The sequence below is a fragment of the Salinimonas sediminis genome (genome assembly GCF_003429285.1).
GTDB lineage: Bacteria > Pseudomonadota > Gammaproteobacteria > Enterobacterales > Alteromonadaceae > Alteromonas > Alteromonas indica.
In genome coordinates this window covers 2,385,771-2,402,016 of record NZ_CP031769.1, presented here as the reverse complement: position 1 = coordinate 2,402,016, position 16,246 = coordinate 2,385,771, and the positions used below count along the sequence as shown (strand labels likewise).

At 47.7% G+C, this 16,246-nt stretch carries 13 protein-coding genes and 1 pseudogene; 7 read left to right on the top strand and 7 right to left on the bottom strand.

Annotation, left to right across the window (positions count from 1 at the left end; all coding sequences use genetic code 11):
- The first annotated feature begins 62 nt into the window (after positions 1 to 62).
- Complete coding sequence (locus D0Y50_RS10800) at positions 63 to 560, top strand: TlpA family protein disulfide reductase (RefSeq protein WP_117316950.1); 498 nt, start codon at positions 63 to 65, stop codon at positions 558 to 560.
- Here the strand turns inward: D0Y50_RS10800 and bepA are convergent.
- Positions 557 to 2,011, bottom strand: a complete 1,455-nt coding sequence (bepA, locus tag D0Y50_RS10795; RefSeq protein WP_108568944.1) for a beta-barrel assembly-enhancing protease — start codon at positions 2,009 to 2,011, stop codon at positions 557 to 559. The two genes, D0Y50_RS10800 and bepA, sit on opposite strands and share 4 nt — an antisense overlap.
- 298 nt (positions 2,012 to 2,309) lie before the next feature.
- On the opposite strand from bepA, the gene D0Y50_RS10790 reads away from it, so the two are divergent.
- Positions 2,310 to 3,380 carry an AI-2E family transporter gene (locus tag D0Y50_RS10790; RefSeq protein ID WP_117318728.1) on the top strand — a complete coding sequence of 357 codons (1,071 nt, stop codon included), beginning with the start codon at positions 2,310 to 2,312 and terminating at the stop codon, positions 3,378 to 3,380.
- Between the two features lie 78 nt (positions 3,381 to 3,458).
- Here the strand turns inward: D0Y50_RS10790 and bcp are convergent, their stop codons facing one another.
- Together bcp and D0Y50_RS10780 are read right to left on the bottom strand one after the other, a co-directional pair.
- Positions 3,459 to 3,923 (bottom strand): thioredoxin-dependent thiol peroxidase, encoded by a 465-nt coding sequence (bcp, locus tag D0Y50_RS10785; protein WP_117316948.1) that lies wholly within the window; start codon positions 3,921 to 3,923, stop codon positions 3,459 to 3,461.
- On the bottom strand, positions 3,901 to 4,461 hold the full coding sequence (locus D0Y50_RS10780) for a glycine cleavage system protein R (RefSeq protein WP_108568946.1): 561 nt from the start codon (positions 4,459 to 4,461) through the stop codon (positions 3,901 to 3,903). Before D0Y50_RS10780 ends, bcp begins: the two co-directional genes overlap by 23 nt.
- Positions 4,462 to 4,621: 160 nt before the next feature.
- On the opposite strand from D0Y50_RS10780, the gene dapA reads away from it, so the two are divergent.
- Genes dapA through D0Y50_RS10760 form a run of 4 tightly spaced genes read left to right on the top strand, consistent with a single transcriptional unit; the run spans position 4,622 to position 8,257 of the window.
- On the top strand, positions 4,622 to 5,506 hold the full coding sequence (dapA, locus tag D0Y50_RS10775) for a 4-hydroxy-tetrahydrodipicolinate synthase (protein ID WP_108568947.1): 885 nt from the start codon (positions 4,622 to 4,624) through the stop codon (positions 5,504 to 5,506).
- Between the two features lie 12 nt (positions 5,507 to 5,518).
- The gene (gene bamC, locus D0Y50_RS10770) at positions 5,519 to 6,631 is read left to right on the top strand and encodes an outer membrane protein assembly factor BamC (protein WP_108568948.1); all 1,113 of its coding nucleotides are present in this window, start codon (positions 5,519 to 5,521) and stop codon (positions 6,629 to 6,631) included.
- A 14-nt stretch (positions 6,632 to 6,645) separates the two neighbouring features.
- On the top strand, positions 6,646 to 7,359 hold the full coding sequence (gene purC, locus D0Y50_RS10765; RefSeq protein WP_117316946.1) for a phosphoribosylaminoimidazolesuccinocarboxamide synthase: 714 nt from the start codon (positions 6,646 to 6,648) through the stop codon (positions 7,357 to 7,359).
- Positions 7,360 to 7,399: 40 nt separating this feature from the next.
- Entirely contained in the window at positions 7,400 to 8,257 is an 858-nt protein-coding gene (locus D0Y50_RS10760) for a DMT family transporter (protein ID WP_108568950.1), read from the top strand.
- 47 nt (positions 8,258 to 8,304) lie between these two features.
- Here the strand turns inward: D0Y50_RS10760 and yfaE are convergent, their stop codons facing one another.
- From yfaE to ubiG, 4 genes and pseudogenes are all read right to left on the bottom strand, one after another.
- The gene (gene yfaE / locus D0Y50_RS10755; protein WP_108568951.1) at positions 8,305 to 8,577 is read right to left on the bottom strand and encodes a class I ribonucleotide reductase maintenance protein YfaE; all 273 of its coding nucleotides are present in this window, start codon (positions 8,575 to 8,577) and stop codon (positions 8,305 to 8,307) included.
- Between the two features lie 12 nt (positions 8,578 to 8,589).
- Positions 8,590 to 9,720 (bottom strand): class Ia ribonucleoside-diphosphate reductase subunit beta, encoded by a 1,131-nt coding sequence (gene nrdB, locus D0Y50_RS10750; RefSeq protein ID WP_108568952.1) that lies wholly within the window; start codon positions 9,718 to 9,720, stop codon positions 8,590 to 8,592.
- A gap of 54 nt (positions 9,721 to 9,774) precedes the next feature.
- Positions 9,775 to 12,096 carry a class 1a ribonucleoside-diphosphate reductase subunit alpha gene (gene nrdA / locus D0Y50_RS10745; protein ID WP_108568953.1) on the bottom strand — a complete coding sequence of 774 codons (2,322 nt, stop codon included), beginning with the start codon at positions 12,094 to 12,096 and terminating at the stop codon, positions 9,775 to 9,777.
- Positions 12,097 to 12,527: 431 nt separating this feature from the next.
- Positions 12,528 to 13,231 (bottom strand): annotated as a pseudogene (ubiG, locus tag D0Y50_RS10740) (bifunctional 2-polyprenyl-6-hydroxyphenol methylase/3-demethylubiquinol 3-O-methyltransferase UbiG).
- Positions 13,232 to 13,517: 286 nt separating this feature from the next.
- Here ubiG and gyrA point away from each other — a divergent pair.
- Positions 13,518 to 16,205 (top strand): DNA topoisomerase (ATP-hydrolyzing) subunit A, encoded by a 2,688-nt coding sequence (gene gyrA / locus D0Y50_RS10735; RefSeq protein WP_108568954.1) that lies wholly within the window; start codon positions 13,518 to 13,520, stop codon positions 16,203 to 16,205.
- The last annotated feature ends 41 nt before the right edge of the window (positions 16,206 to 16,246 follow it).

Below are 16,246 nucleotides of genomic sequence, written 5' to 3'. Positions count from 1 at the left end.
AGACGCAGTGCGTTTACCCTGTTTATGCTGATGTTAATAATTCTAACAAGGTTGGGTCCGCATTGCCTATCTCTGCAATAAAAAAAACCGGTCCGTTACTGTATGTCGGCCTGGCGCTAATAGCGATTACAGCTGGCGTACTTACCCGGCAAGCAACAACGTATGACTTTTCGACCAGCTCCGGGGCGCGTTATCAATTAGCGGATTTTCGCGGCCAATGGCTTATCATCAACTATTTTGCACCATGGTGCGCACCTTGCCTGAAAGAAATTCCTCAGCTTAATCAGTTTGCCCAGCAACTCCCCGAAAACACCCATTTGTTTGCGGTGAATTACGACCCGGCTGATCGCCAGCAGGTTATCGCGCTCAAACAGCGTTATAACATTAATTTTGAGGTCATTGTTGCCGGCCCTGAAACCCGGCTTCCGGTGGCTACGCCCGCTGCGCTACCAGCCACTTTCATTATTGGGCCGGATGGGCAACTGGCCGAAACCATCATGGGCGAGATCACGCAGGCCCGGCTACAGCAAACGCTAGCCAGTCTTAAACAAGGTGATTAAAGCCGTTTCAAGCGCTCTTCTTCCTCTCGTAACTGTTTTATTCTGGCTCGTATACGCTGTTTTTGCAGATGGTTATCACCGGTATATTTATAGGCGAATTGAAGCTCATCGATAGCCCGTTGATAAGCGCCATTGAGGGCCAGAACCTCGGCTTTGGCTTGATGCATATCCTGGCGATCCTGCGCTTTTTGATACGCAGTGGTCAGCAACTGATATGCAATTTCATAGTTCTTATTAACCAGGATAAAGTCTTTTAAAATTTTAATTGCCGGTTGCGTGCGTCCTGCTTCAATCATTGCGTTGGCTTGATTTAACGCCAGTACCTGATTACGCGGCGTGTGGGCCAGATGCGGGGCTAACCGGTCAATCGCTTCATCATATTTTTGCTCGGCTAACGAGATGTCGGTGGCCGCATCCAGATAAAATAAGTTCTCTCCCTGTTGGGCCAGCAGCGCGTCGATAAGCGGCCGCGCTTTGGCGGGCTGCTGTTTACGTAAATACGCCAGCGCCAAGCCATATTGGGCCGCCGGGGTGTTATGTTTCTTTACCGCCTGCTCGTAATACTTAACACTGTAATCCGCATCAAAGGTATAGCGAGACATAATTCTGGCTTTCGCTAAATGAAACGCCAAACTACTGGCCACTTTAACCGGCGGATAACCCGCTGCGCGGGCTCTGGCGTCGGCCACACGCGACTCGGTCAGGGGGTGCGATAATAACCGGGCAGGGGGCCGCGATACCAATCGATACTGCTCATTTAAGGTAGCAAAAAAGCTGGCGGCACCATTTGGGTCAAAGCCTGAACGCGCCAGCATAGAGATGCCAATGCGGTCAGCTTCTTCTTCGTTAGAGCGGGTATAATCAATTTGCATTTGGGCGTTAGCAGCCTGACTACTGGCCAGGGCCGCCATACCGGCCTCAGGATTAGCAATTGCCAATAGTACACCGCCCAGCATAGAGGCCAGGGCCAGCGGCGCCGAACGCTGTTGGGCTTGCATACTGCGGGCTAAATGGCGTTGGGTAACGTGGGATATCTCATGCGCCAGCACGGAGGCAAGTTCACTTTCGCTGTCTGCATAATGGATCAGCCCAGCGTGCACCCCAATGTGTCCGCCAAAAAAGGCGAATGCATTAATTGCATCATTGTTAACCCAAAAAAATGAAAACGGAAACTTGGCGTTATCGGCGTACACGACCAGCCGATTACCTAAATCCTGTAAATATTCATCCAGTACCGGGTCCATAATCAGCGGAGCCTGGCCACGCATTTGGCGCATCACCGCATCACCGATAATCATTTCCTTATCTACCGATAGCACGTTAGATGCCACCACACCTATTTCGGGCAACGTATTTTTGTCATTAAAGCCGCTATCCTGTGCGACTGCCGACAAACTTACTGCTGCGAAGAATAATCCGGCTCGAATGCCTTTTTTCACTAATGATCTCATTACGCCCTTTTTTCGAGTACTGCTCTAGCGACTAATGGCTTAGAGCACTGCCTTGTGTGATCAGTTTCATCTTTTTTTACGGTTTACATTTTTATTTTGCCGTAGGCGTTCCACTATTGCTACTTTTTCCGCTGGCTTTGTAAGGTTACGGGTAATGCCTACCGGCAGTTTGCATAGGGTTAGTTAAGTCGCTGTTTTCCAGCTACATCAGCCCAGTCGGTTTTGTCAGTTGCTCTGGGCGGACGCTTCCCCTATGATGCTTTTTTTACAGTTGTAACATTGAGACTTTTTGATGAGTTTGTTGAGTGTCTTCGGACGCTGGTACCGGCGCAAGTTTTCCGATCCGGATGCAGCCATGCTGCTAATTCTGATTATTCTTACCACCGCAGTATTGCTTATCTGGGGCGGGTTAATAATGCCCGTACTGGTGGCCGCGGTGATTGCCTATTTGCTTGACTGGCCTGTAACCCGAATGGTCCATATAGGTTTAGGTAGAACGGTCTCATGCGTATTGGTATTGTTAGGTTTCTTGGCCGTCAGTATTATGTTGTTAGTGGGCCTGGTACCGGTGATATCCCGCCAAAGCATCAACCTGATACAAGAAACGCCGCTCATTTGGCAAAACGCGCAGGACTGGATTCTCACTCTGCCCGAAAAATACCCTGACTATGTTCAGGTCTATCATATTCATCAAATGATGGAAGGGCTGAATGACAAACTGGTCGAAGTCGGCGAACAATTAATTTCAGCCTCGGTAAATTCACTGGTGGATATTGCCGCGCTATTGGTTTACCTGGTGCTAGTGCCGTTGATGGTATTTTTTATGCTCAAGGATAAGCACTTTTTCCTCAATAGTATTTCGTCGGTATTGCCGCGAGAGCGCAGGCTCATTACGCAGGTAGGCCATGAAATGAACAGCCAAATAGCGAATTATATACGCGGCAAAGTCATAGAGATCGTGATTGTGGCGGCCTGTTCTTGTATCGCATTTGTGTTCATGGATTTACGCTATGCCATTTTGCTCGGTGTGCTGGTGGGCTTATCGGTACTTATCCCTTATATCGGCGCGGCGGTGGTGACTATCCCGGTTGCCGTGGTGGCCATGTTTCAGTGGGGCATCAGCCCTGAATTCTGGTATTTGATGATCGCCTATAGCATCATTCAGGCGCTGGATGGCAACTTACTGGTGCCGCTACTGTTTTCAGAGGCAGTTAGCCTACATCCGCTCTATATTATTGTCGCTGTATTGTTTTTCGGGGGGCTATGGGGCTTTTGGGGCGTCTTTTTTGCGATACCCCTGGCCACGCTGGTAAAAGCGCTAATTACTGCCTGGAGTAGCGGGCCTGAACCGCAGCAACCTTTTGTATAAATACCCCAGGTAAGCCACAAAAAACGCCGCTGATTTGCGGCGTTTTTGATTTTAGGTCAATTTACCTTAGCCAGGCTTTTACTGGTTAAGATAATCCAGCACCACCTGATGATGTTCTTTTGTTTTAAACTTATTGAAAACATGTTCAATCTGGCCCTGTTCATCAATTAAAAAACTGATGCGGTGGATACCATCATACTCTTTACCCATGAATTTTTTCAGGCCCCATACGCCAAAGGCTTCTGCTACGGCGTGGTCTTCATCACTGAGCAACGTAAAGTTCAGCTGCTCTTTTTCTGCGAATTTTGGCAAGCGTTTTACCGGGTCAGGAGAGATGCCTAATACCACAACATTATGCGCGTCTAAATCTTCTTTTACATCGCGCAAACCCTGTGCCTGAGTAGTGCATCCCGGCGTCATGGCTTTGGGATAAAAGTAAACCAGTACCTTTTTTTGCGCAAAATCACTTAACGACACCGTTTTATCATGCTGGTCAGATAACGTAAATTGGGGGGCCGGATCACCAGCCTGTAACGTTTTCATGAGGCTCCTTATTATATTTATCGACAACTTTGCCGGTTACATTCAGTGAATCAAATAAGGCCATTAATTCATTTTGCAACTGGTTAAAGTCGATTGCATCAGGCGCATTGACCACGAATTTGCAGCGCATCAACTCCTGCCCGCTGGTAGGATCTTTAAATACCTGTTGTCTGAACGCGCTGATGGAAGACTGACGCTGCGCAAAAAAGCCCGTCACCGACTTAATCAGACCAGCGGTGTCTTCGCCACTAAATTCCACATTAAACAGATGTTCAAGATTCTGTTTTTCATGATGGCTGGTGCGTTTCATCATGGATAATAAATCAAGCCGCTGACACAACGGAGGGATGAGACACTCGGCACGGGTGATCGCGGTATGACCACCTTCTAAAATCATGGTCAGCGAAAACTCCCTACCATAAATGGCTTGGCGGCTGTCCAGGATATTACACTGGGTCTCTGACATTAAAGTAGCCAGTTCGCTTAAGATACCGCTGCGGTCGGTGCCCAGGATAGTCACAATAAGTTGCTGCTTCATAGATAAGATGGCTATTTTTTTGTTCGGCTGATGGTAGCATAGAGTTTTTTTGCTATGCCAGCACGTTAGCAAGCGTAAATACTCTAAATTTCGCCTCTATCATGCTTGTTTTTGCCATGGTGAGTAATTAACATGTGCGCTCACTAAACGCGGAGAGACTATGTTTAAAGGCAGTTATGTGGCACTTATCACGCCAATGCACGACAACGGCGAGATTGATTACCCGGCGCTTGAACGCCTGGTACAGTTTCATATAGACCAGGGTACCCACGGTATTGTGTCGGTCGGCACTACCGGTGAGTCCGCGACACTTCCTTTTGATGAACACGTAGAAGTCGTCCGCCAGACCGTAGCAATGGCTGGCAATAAAATTCCCGTTATTGCCGGAGCAGGAGCAAATTCCACCGCCGAAGCCATTTTTCTAAGCGAGCAAATGGCCGCCTTAGGGGTCGATGGCTTTTTAAGCGTTGTACCCTATTACAATAAACCTCAGCAAAAAGGTATCGCTGCGCATTTTACGGCAATAGCCGATGCCACTGATCTACCGGTTATTCTTTACAATGTGCCTGGCCGTACGGTCGCTGATATGCTGCCCGAAACGGTAGCTGAGGTCTCGCAACACAAGAATATTGTGGGTCTGAAAGACGCAACGGGTGATATTCAACGGCTAAAACAGGTACAAAAGCTGGTCGACAAAGATTTCCTGCTACTAAGTGGCGATGATGGCACCAGTTGTGAATTTATGTGTGAAGGTGGGCATGGGGTTATCTCGGTCACCGCGAATGTGGTTCCCAAGGCAATGGCACAAATGTGCGAGGCTGCCCTGGCCGGAGACAACGAGCGGTGTCGTCAAATCGATGCCTCTGTTGAACAATTGCACACCGGTTTATTTGTTGAACCAAACCCGGTGATGCCGAAGTGGGCATTATATAAAATGGGGCTGACCGAAAGCGCCTTTTTACGTTTACCGATGGTGTTACCGGAACTTGCCAGCCAAAAACACATCGAAACGATATTAAAACAATACGCCCTAATGAAAGGCTAAGAAGGAATACCAATGAATAAATCCCTGGCTTTGGTAAGTGGTCTGGTTGTTATGTCTCTTACCGGATGTTCTAGCCAACTGGATAATCAAACGGCCTCTGGCAGCTACGACTATCTAAAAGCACAGCAAAACAAACCAATTGATACCCCCGCCTCGCTGGACAAACCTGAGTTTGCCCGCGACCATGAAATACCCGAGTTGGGTGATGGCGCAGATTCTACGTTGGTGGGGCGTAAGGTACCGGTGACTTCACCGGCCCTGGTGCATCCGTTGGTGGCCGGCTCCCATGTTGAGGAAGGGACCCGTGATGCAGTAGTGGTATTTGACCAGGTAGATGATCGCCAGCCGCTGAATAAAGCCATCTGGGATTCGGTATTAAGCTTTTTAGACAAACATGATGTCGCAGTGAATACGTTCGATAAAGAGAACGGCAGGCTGGTTACAGACTGGTTCGTGGTGAGCGAGGAGCTGGAAGACGAAGACAGCCCCTGGTATGCACTTTCTGATGACATCACCGCAGATCGCAAGCGTCGGTTTGAGTTTACTATGGCGGTTAAACCACACGGTAGAACCGCTTCACTTACCACCAAACTACTCGATTTTGAAGAGCAGCGTGGCGATAAGGTATCAAGTAATATTAACGAATTGGAACAGCGCCGCGAAGAAGTGGCTATTCTTAATCAGGTTATTGCTCATTACGAATATCAGATACAGCTAGATAACACCCGTCGTCTGGCAGAAATCCGCCAGGGCCTGGACAGTGAAATGGGCTTTAATAGCGCGGATGAGCCAGCCATTGTGGTATTAGGCAAGTATGATGTGGTATGGCCAAGAATGCTGCTGGTGCTGCGTAAACTTGGCTTTGATGTTAAAGATTTAGACAAATCAAATGGCTTACTGTTTGTTACCTATAACGGCGGCGATGAAGGCTGGTGGGGCAACCTGTTTTCCAGCGATGAAGAGCTGCTGGAAGAAGGTGACTATCGCTTGAAACTTGCCCCTCAGGGCGAGCGCACATCGGTAACGTTTATGAATGACGAAAGTGTTGCCTTTGATGCAAAACAGCTAACTGACATTTACGATTCCTTTTCACAGGTAATGTCGCAAGACAACCTGGACATTTAATACTGAGACCGACAATGCAAAAACGCGAAGAACTTTATCGTGGCAAAGCCAAAACTGTATATTACACCGACGATGCCGACAAACTGATTCTGGAATTCAGAAACGACACGTCAGCGTTCGACGGCGAAAAAATTGAGCAGTTGGATCGCAAAGGTGAAGTAAACAATAAGTTTAATCACTTTATTATGACGAAGCTGGAAGAGGCTGGCGTTGCCACGCAGGTTGAAGCGTTATTGTCTGATAACGATTCGTTGGTTAAAAAGCTGGATATGATTCCGGTTGAGTGCGTGGTGAGAAACGTCGCCGCCGGGTCATTGGTGCGTCGGCTTGGTGTTGAGGAAGGCTTGCAGTTGGCGCCGCCGGTGTTTGAGTTTTTCCTGAAAAATGACGCCTTACACGATCCGATGATTAACGATTATCACATTGCGTCTTTTGGCTGGGCTACCCAAGATCAGATTGCCACAATGAAGTCACTTACCTTTCAGGTTAACAGCGTCCTTAAAGCCTTGTTTGATGAAGCCGGTATGATTCTGGTTGACTACAAGCTCGAGTTTGGTGTTGACGGTCAGGGTAATATTGTTCTGGGTGATGAGTTCACCCCAGACGGCTGTCGTCTATGGGATAAAAAAACCCGTAAGAAAATGGACAAAGACAGGTTCCGTCAGGGGCTCGGCTCGGTAGTAGAGACCTATATTGAGGTCGCCGAGCGACTCGGACTTTCCTTATAAGGCATAGTAAGGGGACCTCTGCGGTCCCCTTTTTTATTATATGACACACACACACTCCGCTAGTCCACTTAAAATTAGTATGCTCACCGCGGTGGCGATGTTGGCATTTGCCGCTAACTCGCTGCTGTGTCGTATGGCATTAATCGAAACAGACTTACAACCGGCTTCTTTTACTGTCATTCGTTTGTGCAGTGGTGCGGCGATGTTACTGCTGTTATGTAGCTTACGGGCTAAGCCGGTAATAACTGGCGGAAGTTGGCGAGGGGCTGCGGCGTTATTTTTGTATGCCGCCGGATTTTCCTTTGCTTATACCGGAATGAATACAGGCACCGGGGCCTTGCTGCTATTTGGCTCGGTACAGCTTACCATGTTGAGCTACAGTTATTACCAGCAGGAGCGCTTTAACCGTTGGCAACTGGCCGGCTTCGGGTTGGCGGTGGCAGGCCTTGTGTTGCTGTTATTGCCTTCTGCCGCGAGCCCTGCGCTGATACCGGCGATACTGATGATAATGGCAGGGATGGCATGGGCGGCCTATACGTTGCTGGGGAAGGGCACTAACGCGCCACTTATTATGACTACCGGGAATTTCTGGCGCAGCTTGCCGATGCTTATTCTTTTAGTGTGGTGGTTGCCTGGCGAAAATTGGCAGCATCTTGATCCCACAGGCGTTGTGTATGCTATTGCTTCGGGTGCCCTGGCCTCGGGCGCAGGTTATGCTGTGTGGTACGCGGTATTGCCTTTTTTAGCAGCTTCAGTGGCGGCAACGATACAGCTAAGTGTGCCGGTACTTGCCATGTTAATGGGCTGGCTATTTTTAGCGGAAAGTATCACCGGCCAAATGGCCCTCGCCGGGGCAGCGACATTGGGTGGTATTGCACTGGTCATCCGCTACCGTTAGCCTCAACAATCAGTGGTAATACCTTCTCAGCGGAAACGCCGAAGATATTACCGTGGTACGGTTACCTTTAAGTGGGTTAGCGGAATACAGCAACAAGGTAAAATTTCATCGTCATCAATGTAGGCGAGGGGATCGGTGGTGTAGCGTACATTTCCCGCCAGCAGCTTTGTACGGCAGGCCCCGCAGAATCCTTCACGGCAATGATAATGCACATCAATGCCGTGTTGCTCCAGGGATTCCAGCAGGGTCTTATCGGTGCCGGCAGGTACGCATTGCGCATCAACAACATCAATACGAAATACGTCGTCGGGTTTGTCCATTACAACAACAGATTACAGCTCGAAGTCGGCAAAATCATCTTCACTAACTGACGAGTCAATTTGGCCGACCAGGTAGGAGCTTATCTCAGATTCCTGCGGTGCAACCTGCACGTTATCGGAGTTAAGATAATTGTTCATCCAGGGCAAAGGATTGCTTTTTACCGTAAATGGCGTATCCAGGCCAATGGCTGACATCCGCTGGTTAGCAATGTATTCCACATATTCGCACAGGATTTGCTTATTCAGACCAATCATTGAACCATTCTGGAACAAATAATCAGCCCATTCCTTTTCTTGCTGAACCGCACTCATGAAGATTTCGCGGGCCTGATCTTTACACTCTTCAGCGATTTCAGCCATTTCTGGATCATCTTTCCCTTTCGCCCACAGGTTCAGAACATGCTGAGTAGAGGTTAAATGCAAGTTTTCATCGCGGGCAATCAGGCGAATAATTTTGGAATTACCTTCCATCAATTTACGTTCAGCAAATGCAAAGGTACAGGCAAAAGACACGTAAAACCGTATGGCTTCCAAGGCATTAACGGAGTTCATACATAAGAATAATTTTTTCTTAAGCTCACGTTTGTTAATGAGATGTGCTTCACCATTAACGGTGTGCGTGCCTTCCCCTTGGGTTTGCCACAACTGCGTAGCAAAAATCAGATCATCATAATAGCGCGATATATCAGAAGCCCGGCGTTTAATCTCTTCGTTTGCCACGATATCTTCGAAAATATCGCTGGGGTCGGAAAACAGATTACGCAGAATATGAGTATAAGAGCGCGAATGGATGGTTTCAAAAAATGACCAGGTTTCAATCCAGGTTTCCAGCTCAGGCAACGATACAATAGGCAAAAATGCGATATTAGGGCTGCGGCCTTGTACTGAGTCCAGTAAGGTCTGGTATTTCAGATTAGATATAAAAATATGCTTTTCCGGGTCGGTTAGCTTTTGAAAGTCTACCTGATCCCGGGTGACGTCTACTTCTTCCGGCCGCCAGAAAAAGCTGATTTGTTTTTCAATCAGCTTTTCAAAAATAGCGTGTTTTTGTTGGTCGTAGCGCGCCACATTTACCGGGTTACCAAAAAACATTGGCTCGCCCAGCGTATTGACGTTGTTTTGATTAAACGTGGTATATCTCATAAGTACCAAATAAATCCAAATCGGTTAGTGAGACCTAAGGTAGCAAAACGCGTGTTAAATTTTACACGCGCCGCCAGCACAGTCATCGTCATCTTCCAAAACGGCAGCTTGGGCCAGGGGCGTTTGCTGCTGCTCTTTAACATCCAGCGAACTGGAGTCTGAGGCGCCGTCTCGGGTGTTATGATAATACAGTGTTTTAACGCCCAGTTTGTAGGCGGTAAGCAAATCTTTAAGCAATAATTTCATTGGTACTTTGCCACTGCTATGACGGCTTGGATCATAGTTAGTATTCGCCGAGATAGTCTGGTCGATGAATTTTTGCATAATACCGACCAATTGCAGATATCCATCGTTAGTCGGAATATCCCACAGCAACTCGTACTTTTCTTTAAGCGTTTCGTATTCCGGAACTACCTGTTTCAATACACCATCTTTGCTTGATTTAATGCTTATATGGCCCCGTGGTGGCTCAATACCATTAGTTGCATTAGAAATTTGCGACGATGTTTCTGATGGCATTAACGCCGACAGGGTAGAGTTACGTAAACCATATTGCTTAATATCTTCGCGCAAGCTGTCCCAGTCACAATGTAACGGTTCGTTACATACTGCATCCAGATCCTTTTTGTACGAATCAATGGGTAAAATACCCTGAGAATAGGTGGTTTCGTTAAATTTAGGGCAAGCGCCTTTTTCTTTCGCCAGGTTATTTGACGCCTTGAGCAAGTGGTACTGCATTGCTTCAAAAGTACGGTGCACTAACCCATTAGCGCTAAAGTCAGAGTACTTAACGCCATTTTTAGCTAAGAAGTAAGCAAAGTTTATTACCCCAATACCCAGTGTGCGCCGGTTCATTGTGGCATTGTAGGCCGCCGGTACCGGATAGTCCTGATAATCTAATAAGCTATCAAGGGCGCGCACTGCTAAGTCTGATAACTCTGCAAATTCATCGACAGACTCAATGGCACCTAAGTTAAAGGCCGACAACGTACAAAGGGCGATTTCACCTTCTTCATCGTTTACATGCTGTAATGGCTTGGTGGGCAGCGCTATTTCAAGACACAAGTTACTTTGGCGTACCGGTGCTACGGCTGGGTCAAATGGGCTATGGGTATTACAATGATCAACGTTCTGTAAATAAATACGTCCGGTTGAAGCACGCTCCTGCATAAACAGGCTGAACAGCTCCATCGCCTTAATTTGTTTTTTACGAATGCTATCGTCGTTCTCGTACTTGACGTATAGCTCTTCAAATTTCGCCTGGTCAGCGAAAAACGCATCGTACAAGCCTGGGCAATCGGAAGGGCTAAATAGCGTGATATAGCCATCTTTCATCATACGCTGGTACATCAATTTATTAAATTGTACCCCATAATCCAAATGCCGTACGCGGTTCTCTTCCACCCCACGGTTGTTTTTCAGCACCAGCAGAGATTCAACTTCTAAGTGCCATAAAGGATAGAAAAGGGTGGCTGCACCGCCACGCACGCCGCCTTGCGAACAGCTTTTAACCGCAGTTTGAAAGTACTTATAAAATGGTACGCAACCGGTATGAAAGGCTTCGCCTCCACGAATCGGGCTACCCAATGCGCGAATACGCCCGGCATTAACCCCAATACCAGCGCGCTGGCTCACGTATTTTACAATTGCCGAAGCGGTGGCATTGATTGAATCCAGGCTATCGCCGGTTTCAATTAATACACACGAGCTAAACTGACGGGTAGGTGTACGTACACCCGACATAATCGGGGTAGGTAATGATAGTTTGAAGGTGGACGCGGCATTATAAAACCGACGAATATAGCCTAACCGGGTGTCTTTTGGATAATTGGCAAATAAACACGCCGCGACCAGTATGTACAAGAACTGGGCGCTTTCATAGATATCACCGGTGACCCGGTTCTGTACTAAATACTTACCTTCCAGTTGCTTAACTGCGGCATAACTGAAATTCATATCCCGCCAATGGTCGATGTAGCTGTCCATTTCGGCAAATTCTTCAGGGCTGAAATCTTCCAGCAAATGATGGTCATATTTTTGCGCATCGACCATTTTTACCACATGGTCATACAACGCCGGTGGCTCAAACTGTCCATACGCTTTTTTGCGCAAATGAAAAATGGCCAGGCGTGCAGCAAGGTACTGATAGTCAGGGGCGTCGGTGGAAATCAAGTCTGCGGCTGACTTTATCAGCGTCTCGTGGATTTCACCGGTTTTAATACCATCATAAAATTGAATATGGGCTTTAATCTCTACCTGAGAGACCGAAACATTCTCCAGTCCTTCTGCTGCCCAGGTAATGACTTTGTGAATTTTTTCGAGGTCGATAGGCTCTTTTTCACCATTGCGTTTGGTGACAAGTAAATCATTGTTCATGGTAACTGGCCGTTTGTCTGTTAGCGCTTTTCGCGTGGGCTCTGCCCGATTGTATTTATAGTGTTGTTTGTTACCGCGGTTTAGTTACCGCCATCTTCAGGTAACACCATTGTGGCACCACAGACTCGTCAAAATCCCGTGTACAAAGTTGCTACACGAGCGCGCCGGGGGTGCAATGGGATAAAGCACAAGATAGTGAGGTTTACGCTGTAATGCAACCCAATATCTGGTGCATAAACCTGCATTCAGAATGTCAAGTTTTTCATGTTAGTAAAGACTAACCTAACAGGATTTCCCAAGCGTTATTTATCGAAAATGCAAGCATTATTGCGCGTAGAATCAAATATAAAATTTCTCTCTACGATTGAGTGATCGTCGATAAATAACCGATATATAGTGGTTAAATTTTGTATAGGACACTAGATGTAGTGTTAGTCAACCCGTTCACTGTGCAACATGTAGTTCACATCGATATTGCGATCTGAAACAAAAAAGCGCTGAGTCACCGGATTCATATGAAGTCCTGTGGCATGGCGTGTCAATAAGCCCGCATCATCCATCATCGTCATTAGCTCCGAGGGTTTGATAAAGCGCTGATATTGATGCGTACCTTTGGGGACCAGGTTCAAAAGATATTCAGCACCTACAATGCCCATAAGATAGGCTTTAGGATTGCGGTTCAATGTAGAAAAATATACCGCGCCCCCGGGCTTAACCAGCTGTGCGCAGGCTTTGACTATAGAGGCGGGGTCAGGCACATGTTCGAGCATTTCCATGCAGGTAACAACATCAAATTTTGCCGGATGGCGCTGTGCAAAGCTTTCTGCCGTGGTGCATTCATAATTAACCGCTATACCAGACTCCAACCCATGTAGGCGGGCTACCTCAAGTGAGGCTTCAGCCATATCAATACCGGTAACCCGGCCACCCATGCGAGCCATTGATTCTGCTAAAATACCCCCCCACACCCTATGTCCAGAATGTCTTTTTCGAACAACCCGTCAGCATGTTGGGCAATAAAGTCCAGTCGCAAAGGATTAATCGCGTGTAAGGGTTTAAATTCGCCCTCGGTATCCCACCAACGTGATGCAAGATCGCCAAATTTGGTAATCTCTTGATGATCAACATTTGTCATGGTCACTATCCACTCTTTGTTTAATGTGCCTAACATAGCGCAAAAGCGCGACACTTGGCACCCATTTGCTGCACCATGGCAGCTCGGGTGAACGAAAAATAGCCGCTTGATAAGGTACAGGTGATTTGCGCCGATTAACCGCTACATTATTTGCTGTGTCAGTGGTACACTTAATGATTGTTTTATTACCCCAATAATAAGAATGTGCGTATCCAGCCTGTTGCTGTTTTGGGGCATTTCAACCAGATAGCGCACACTAAACCTAAGTTAAGGGAACAAGCAGTTTATGACTGATAACGCTAAAGAAATTCTCCCCGTTAACATAGAGGAAGAGTTAAAGAACTCTTATCTCGACTATGCGATGAGCGTTATTGTTGGCCGGGCGTTACCAGATGTACGTGATGGCTTAAAGCCAGTGCATCGGCGGGTATTGTTCGCAATGAACGAGCTGAAAAACGACTTTAACAAGCCGTATAAGAAATCAGCCCGGGTTGTTGGCGACGTCATCGGTAAATATCACCCCCACGGTGATTCGGCAGTATATGACACTATCGTACGTATGGCGCAGCCGTTTTCACTGCGTTATATGCTGGTAGACGGGCAGGGCAACTTCGGTTCGGTAGACGGCGACTCAGCTGCGGCTATGCGTTATACCGAAGTACGTATGGCTAAAATAGCCCACGAGCTGCTGGCTGACCTGGACAAAGAAACCGTGGATTTCGTGCCAAACTATGATGGCACCGAACATATTCCGGAAGTGTTACCCACCAAAGTGCCTAACCTGTTGGTAAATGGTTCATCAGGGATCGCTGTTGGGATGGCCACCAATATTCCTCCGCACAATCTGGTTGAAGTCATCAACGGCTGTATCGCCCTCATTGAAGATCCATCGCTGCCGATCGAAGGTTTGATGGAGCATATTCCTGGACCTGATTTTCCTACCGCGGCGATGATTAGCGGGCGTAAAGGTATTGAAGATGCCTATCGCACCGGCCGGGGAAAAATCTATTTGCGCGCGAAAGCGGATATAGAAACCGAAAGTAATGGTAAAGAAACCATTATCGTTAACGAAATTCCTTACCAGGTAAATAAAGCGCGCTTAATTGAAAAAATCGCCGAACTGGTAAAAGAAAAGCGTATCGAAGGTATTTCGGCACTACGCGATGAGTCTGATAAAGACGGCATGCGTATCGTGATTGAAGTGAAGCGTTCAGAATCTGCTGAAGTACTGCTTAATCACTTGTACGCCAATACCCAGCTACAGACCGTGTTCGGTATTAATATGGTGGCGCTGGACAATAACCAGCCTAAAGTTTTCAACCTGAAGGAAGTGCTGGAATGCTTTATTCTGCACCGCCGGGAAGTGGTTACGCGCCGTACTGTATATGAACTGCGTAAAGCACGGGACCGCGCTCACATACTGGAAGGCCTGGCTATCGCGCTGGCTAATATCGACCCTATCATAGAGTTGATCAAAGCCTCTAACAGCCCTGCTGATGCTAAAAAATCGCTGATTGGTCAAGGGTGGCAATTAGGTGATGTTTCGCAAATGCTGGAACGGGCCGGAAATGATGCTGCACGGCCGGAATGGTTAGCACCGGAATACGGTATCCGAGATAACCAGTATTACCTGACGGAACAACAGGCTCAGGCCATTCTAGACCTGCGTCTACACAAGTTAACCGGCCTGGAACATGAAAAAATTCTGGCCGAGTATAAAGATTTGCTTGAGCAAATCGCCGAGCTTCTGCACATACTGCAAAGCCCTGAGCGCTTGATGGAAGTTATTCGCGAAGAGCTGGAAAAAGTACGTGACGAGTTTGGTGATGTACGCCGCACCGAAATTACCGCTGCTAGTCACGATATCGATATTGAAGATCTGATAGAGCAAGAAGATGTAGTGGTTACTTTGTCGCGCGAGGGGTACGTGAAGTACCAGAAGCTGACCGAATATGACGCGCAGCGTCGCGGCGGCAGAGGTAAGTCAGCGACAAAAATGAAAGATGAAGATTTTATCGAGCGTCTGTTGGTAGCCAATACGCATGATCATATTCTGTGCTTCTCGACAAGGGGCCGCTTGTATTGGCTGAAGGTCTATCAATTACCCTTTGCCAGCCGTAATGCCCGTGGCCGGCCGATTGTAAATATCCTGCCGTTGGAAGCAAACGAACGGATCACCGCTATATTACCTATCAAAGAATTTGTGGAAGGTAAGTTTGTATTAATGGCGACCGCTAACGGTACCGTTAAGAAAACCGATCTGAGCCTGTATTCGCGACCACGCTCCAGCGGTATTATTGCCGTTAACCTGAATGATGGCGATGAGCTGATTGGGGTGTCTATTACTCACGGTGATGACGACATCATGCTGTTTTCCGATGAAGGTAAAGTCGTACGCTTTAACGAAAAACTACGGGACTCGGAAACCGGCCAGGTTAAACGTGATCCAGAAACCGGCGAAGAATTACTGGCGTTACGTCCCATGGGACGAACGGCCACCGGTGTGCGCGGAATCAGGTTACAGGAAGGCCAGCGCGTGGTATCGCTAATTGTACCGCGTGGCGATGGTGCCATCCTTACGGCCACCGAAAACGGTTTTGGTAAGCGTACTCCTTTGCAGGATTACCCGGCTAAGAGCCGCGCGACGCAGGGCGTAGTTTCAATCAAAGTCTCTGAACGTAACGGTAAGGTAGTAGGTGCTGTTCAGGTCGATGATACCGATGAAATTATGCTTATCAGCAACCAGGGCACATTAGTACGCACCCGGGTTGATGAAGTGTCTGTGGTAAGCCGTAATACACAGGGCGTTCGTCTTATTCGAACGGCTGAAGGCGAGTCAGTTGTAGGCCTGCAGCGCATCGAAGAAGTCGAAGACGAGATTATTTTGGATGAAAACGGGGAAAACACCGTTGCCGCCGACGTTACTGAGGCTGATACAGCCGGTGACGAAGATAAGCCGACGACAGAAGAGTGATGTCTTACGCGCTTAGCGCGTAACGGCAGTTCTTTTAATCG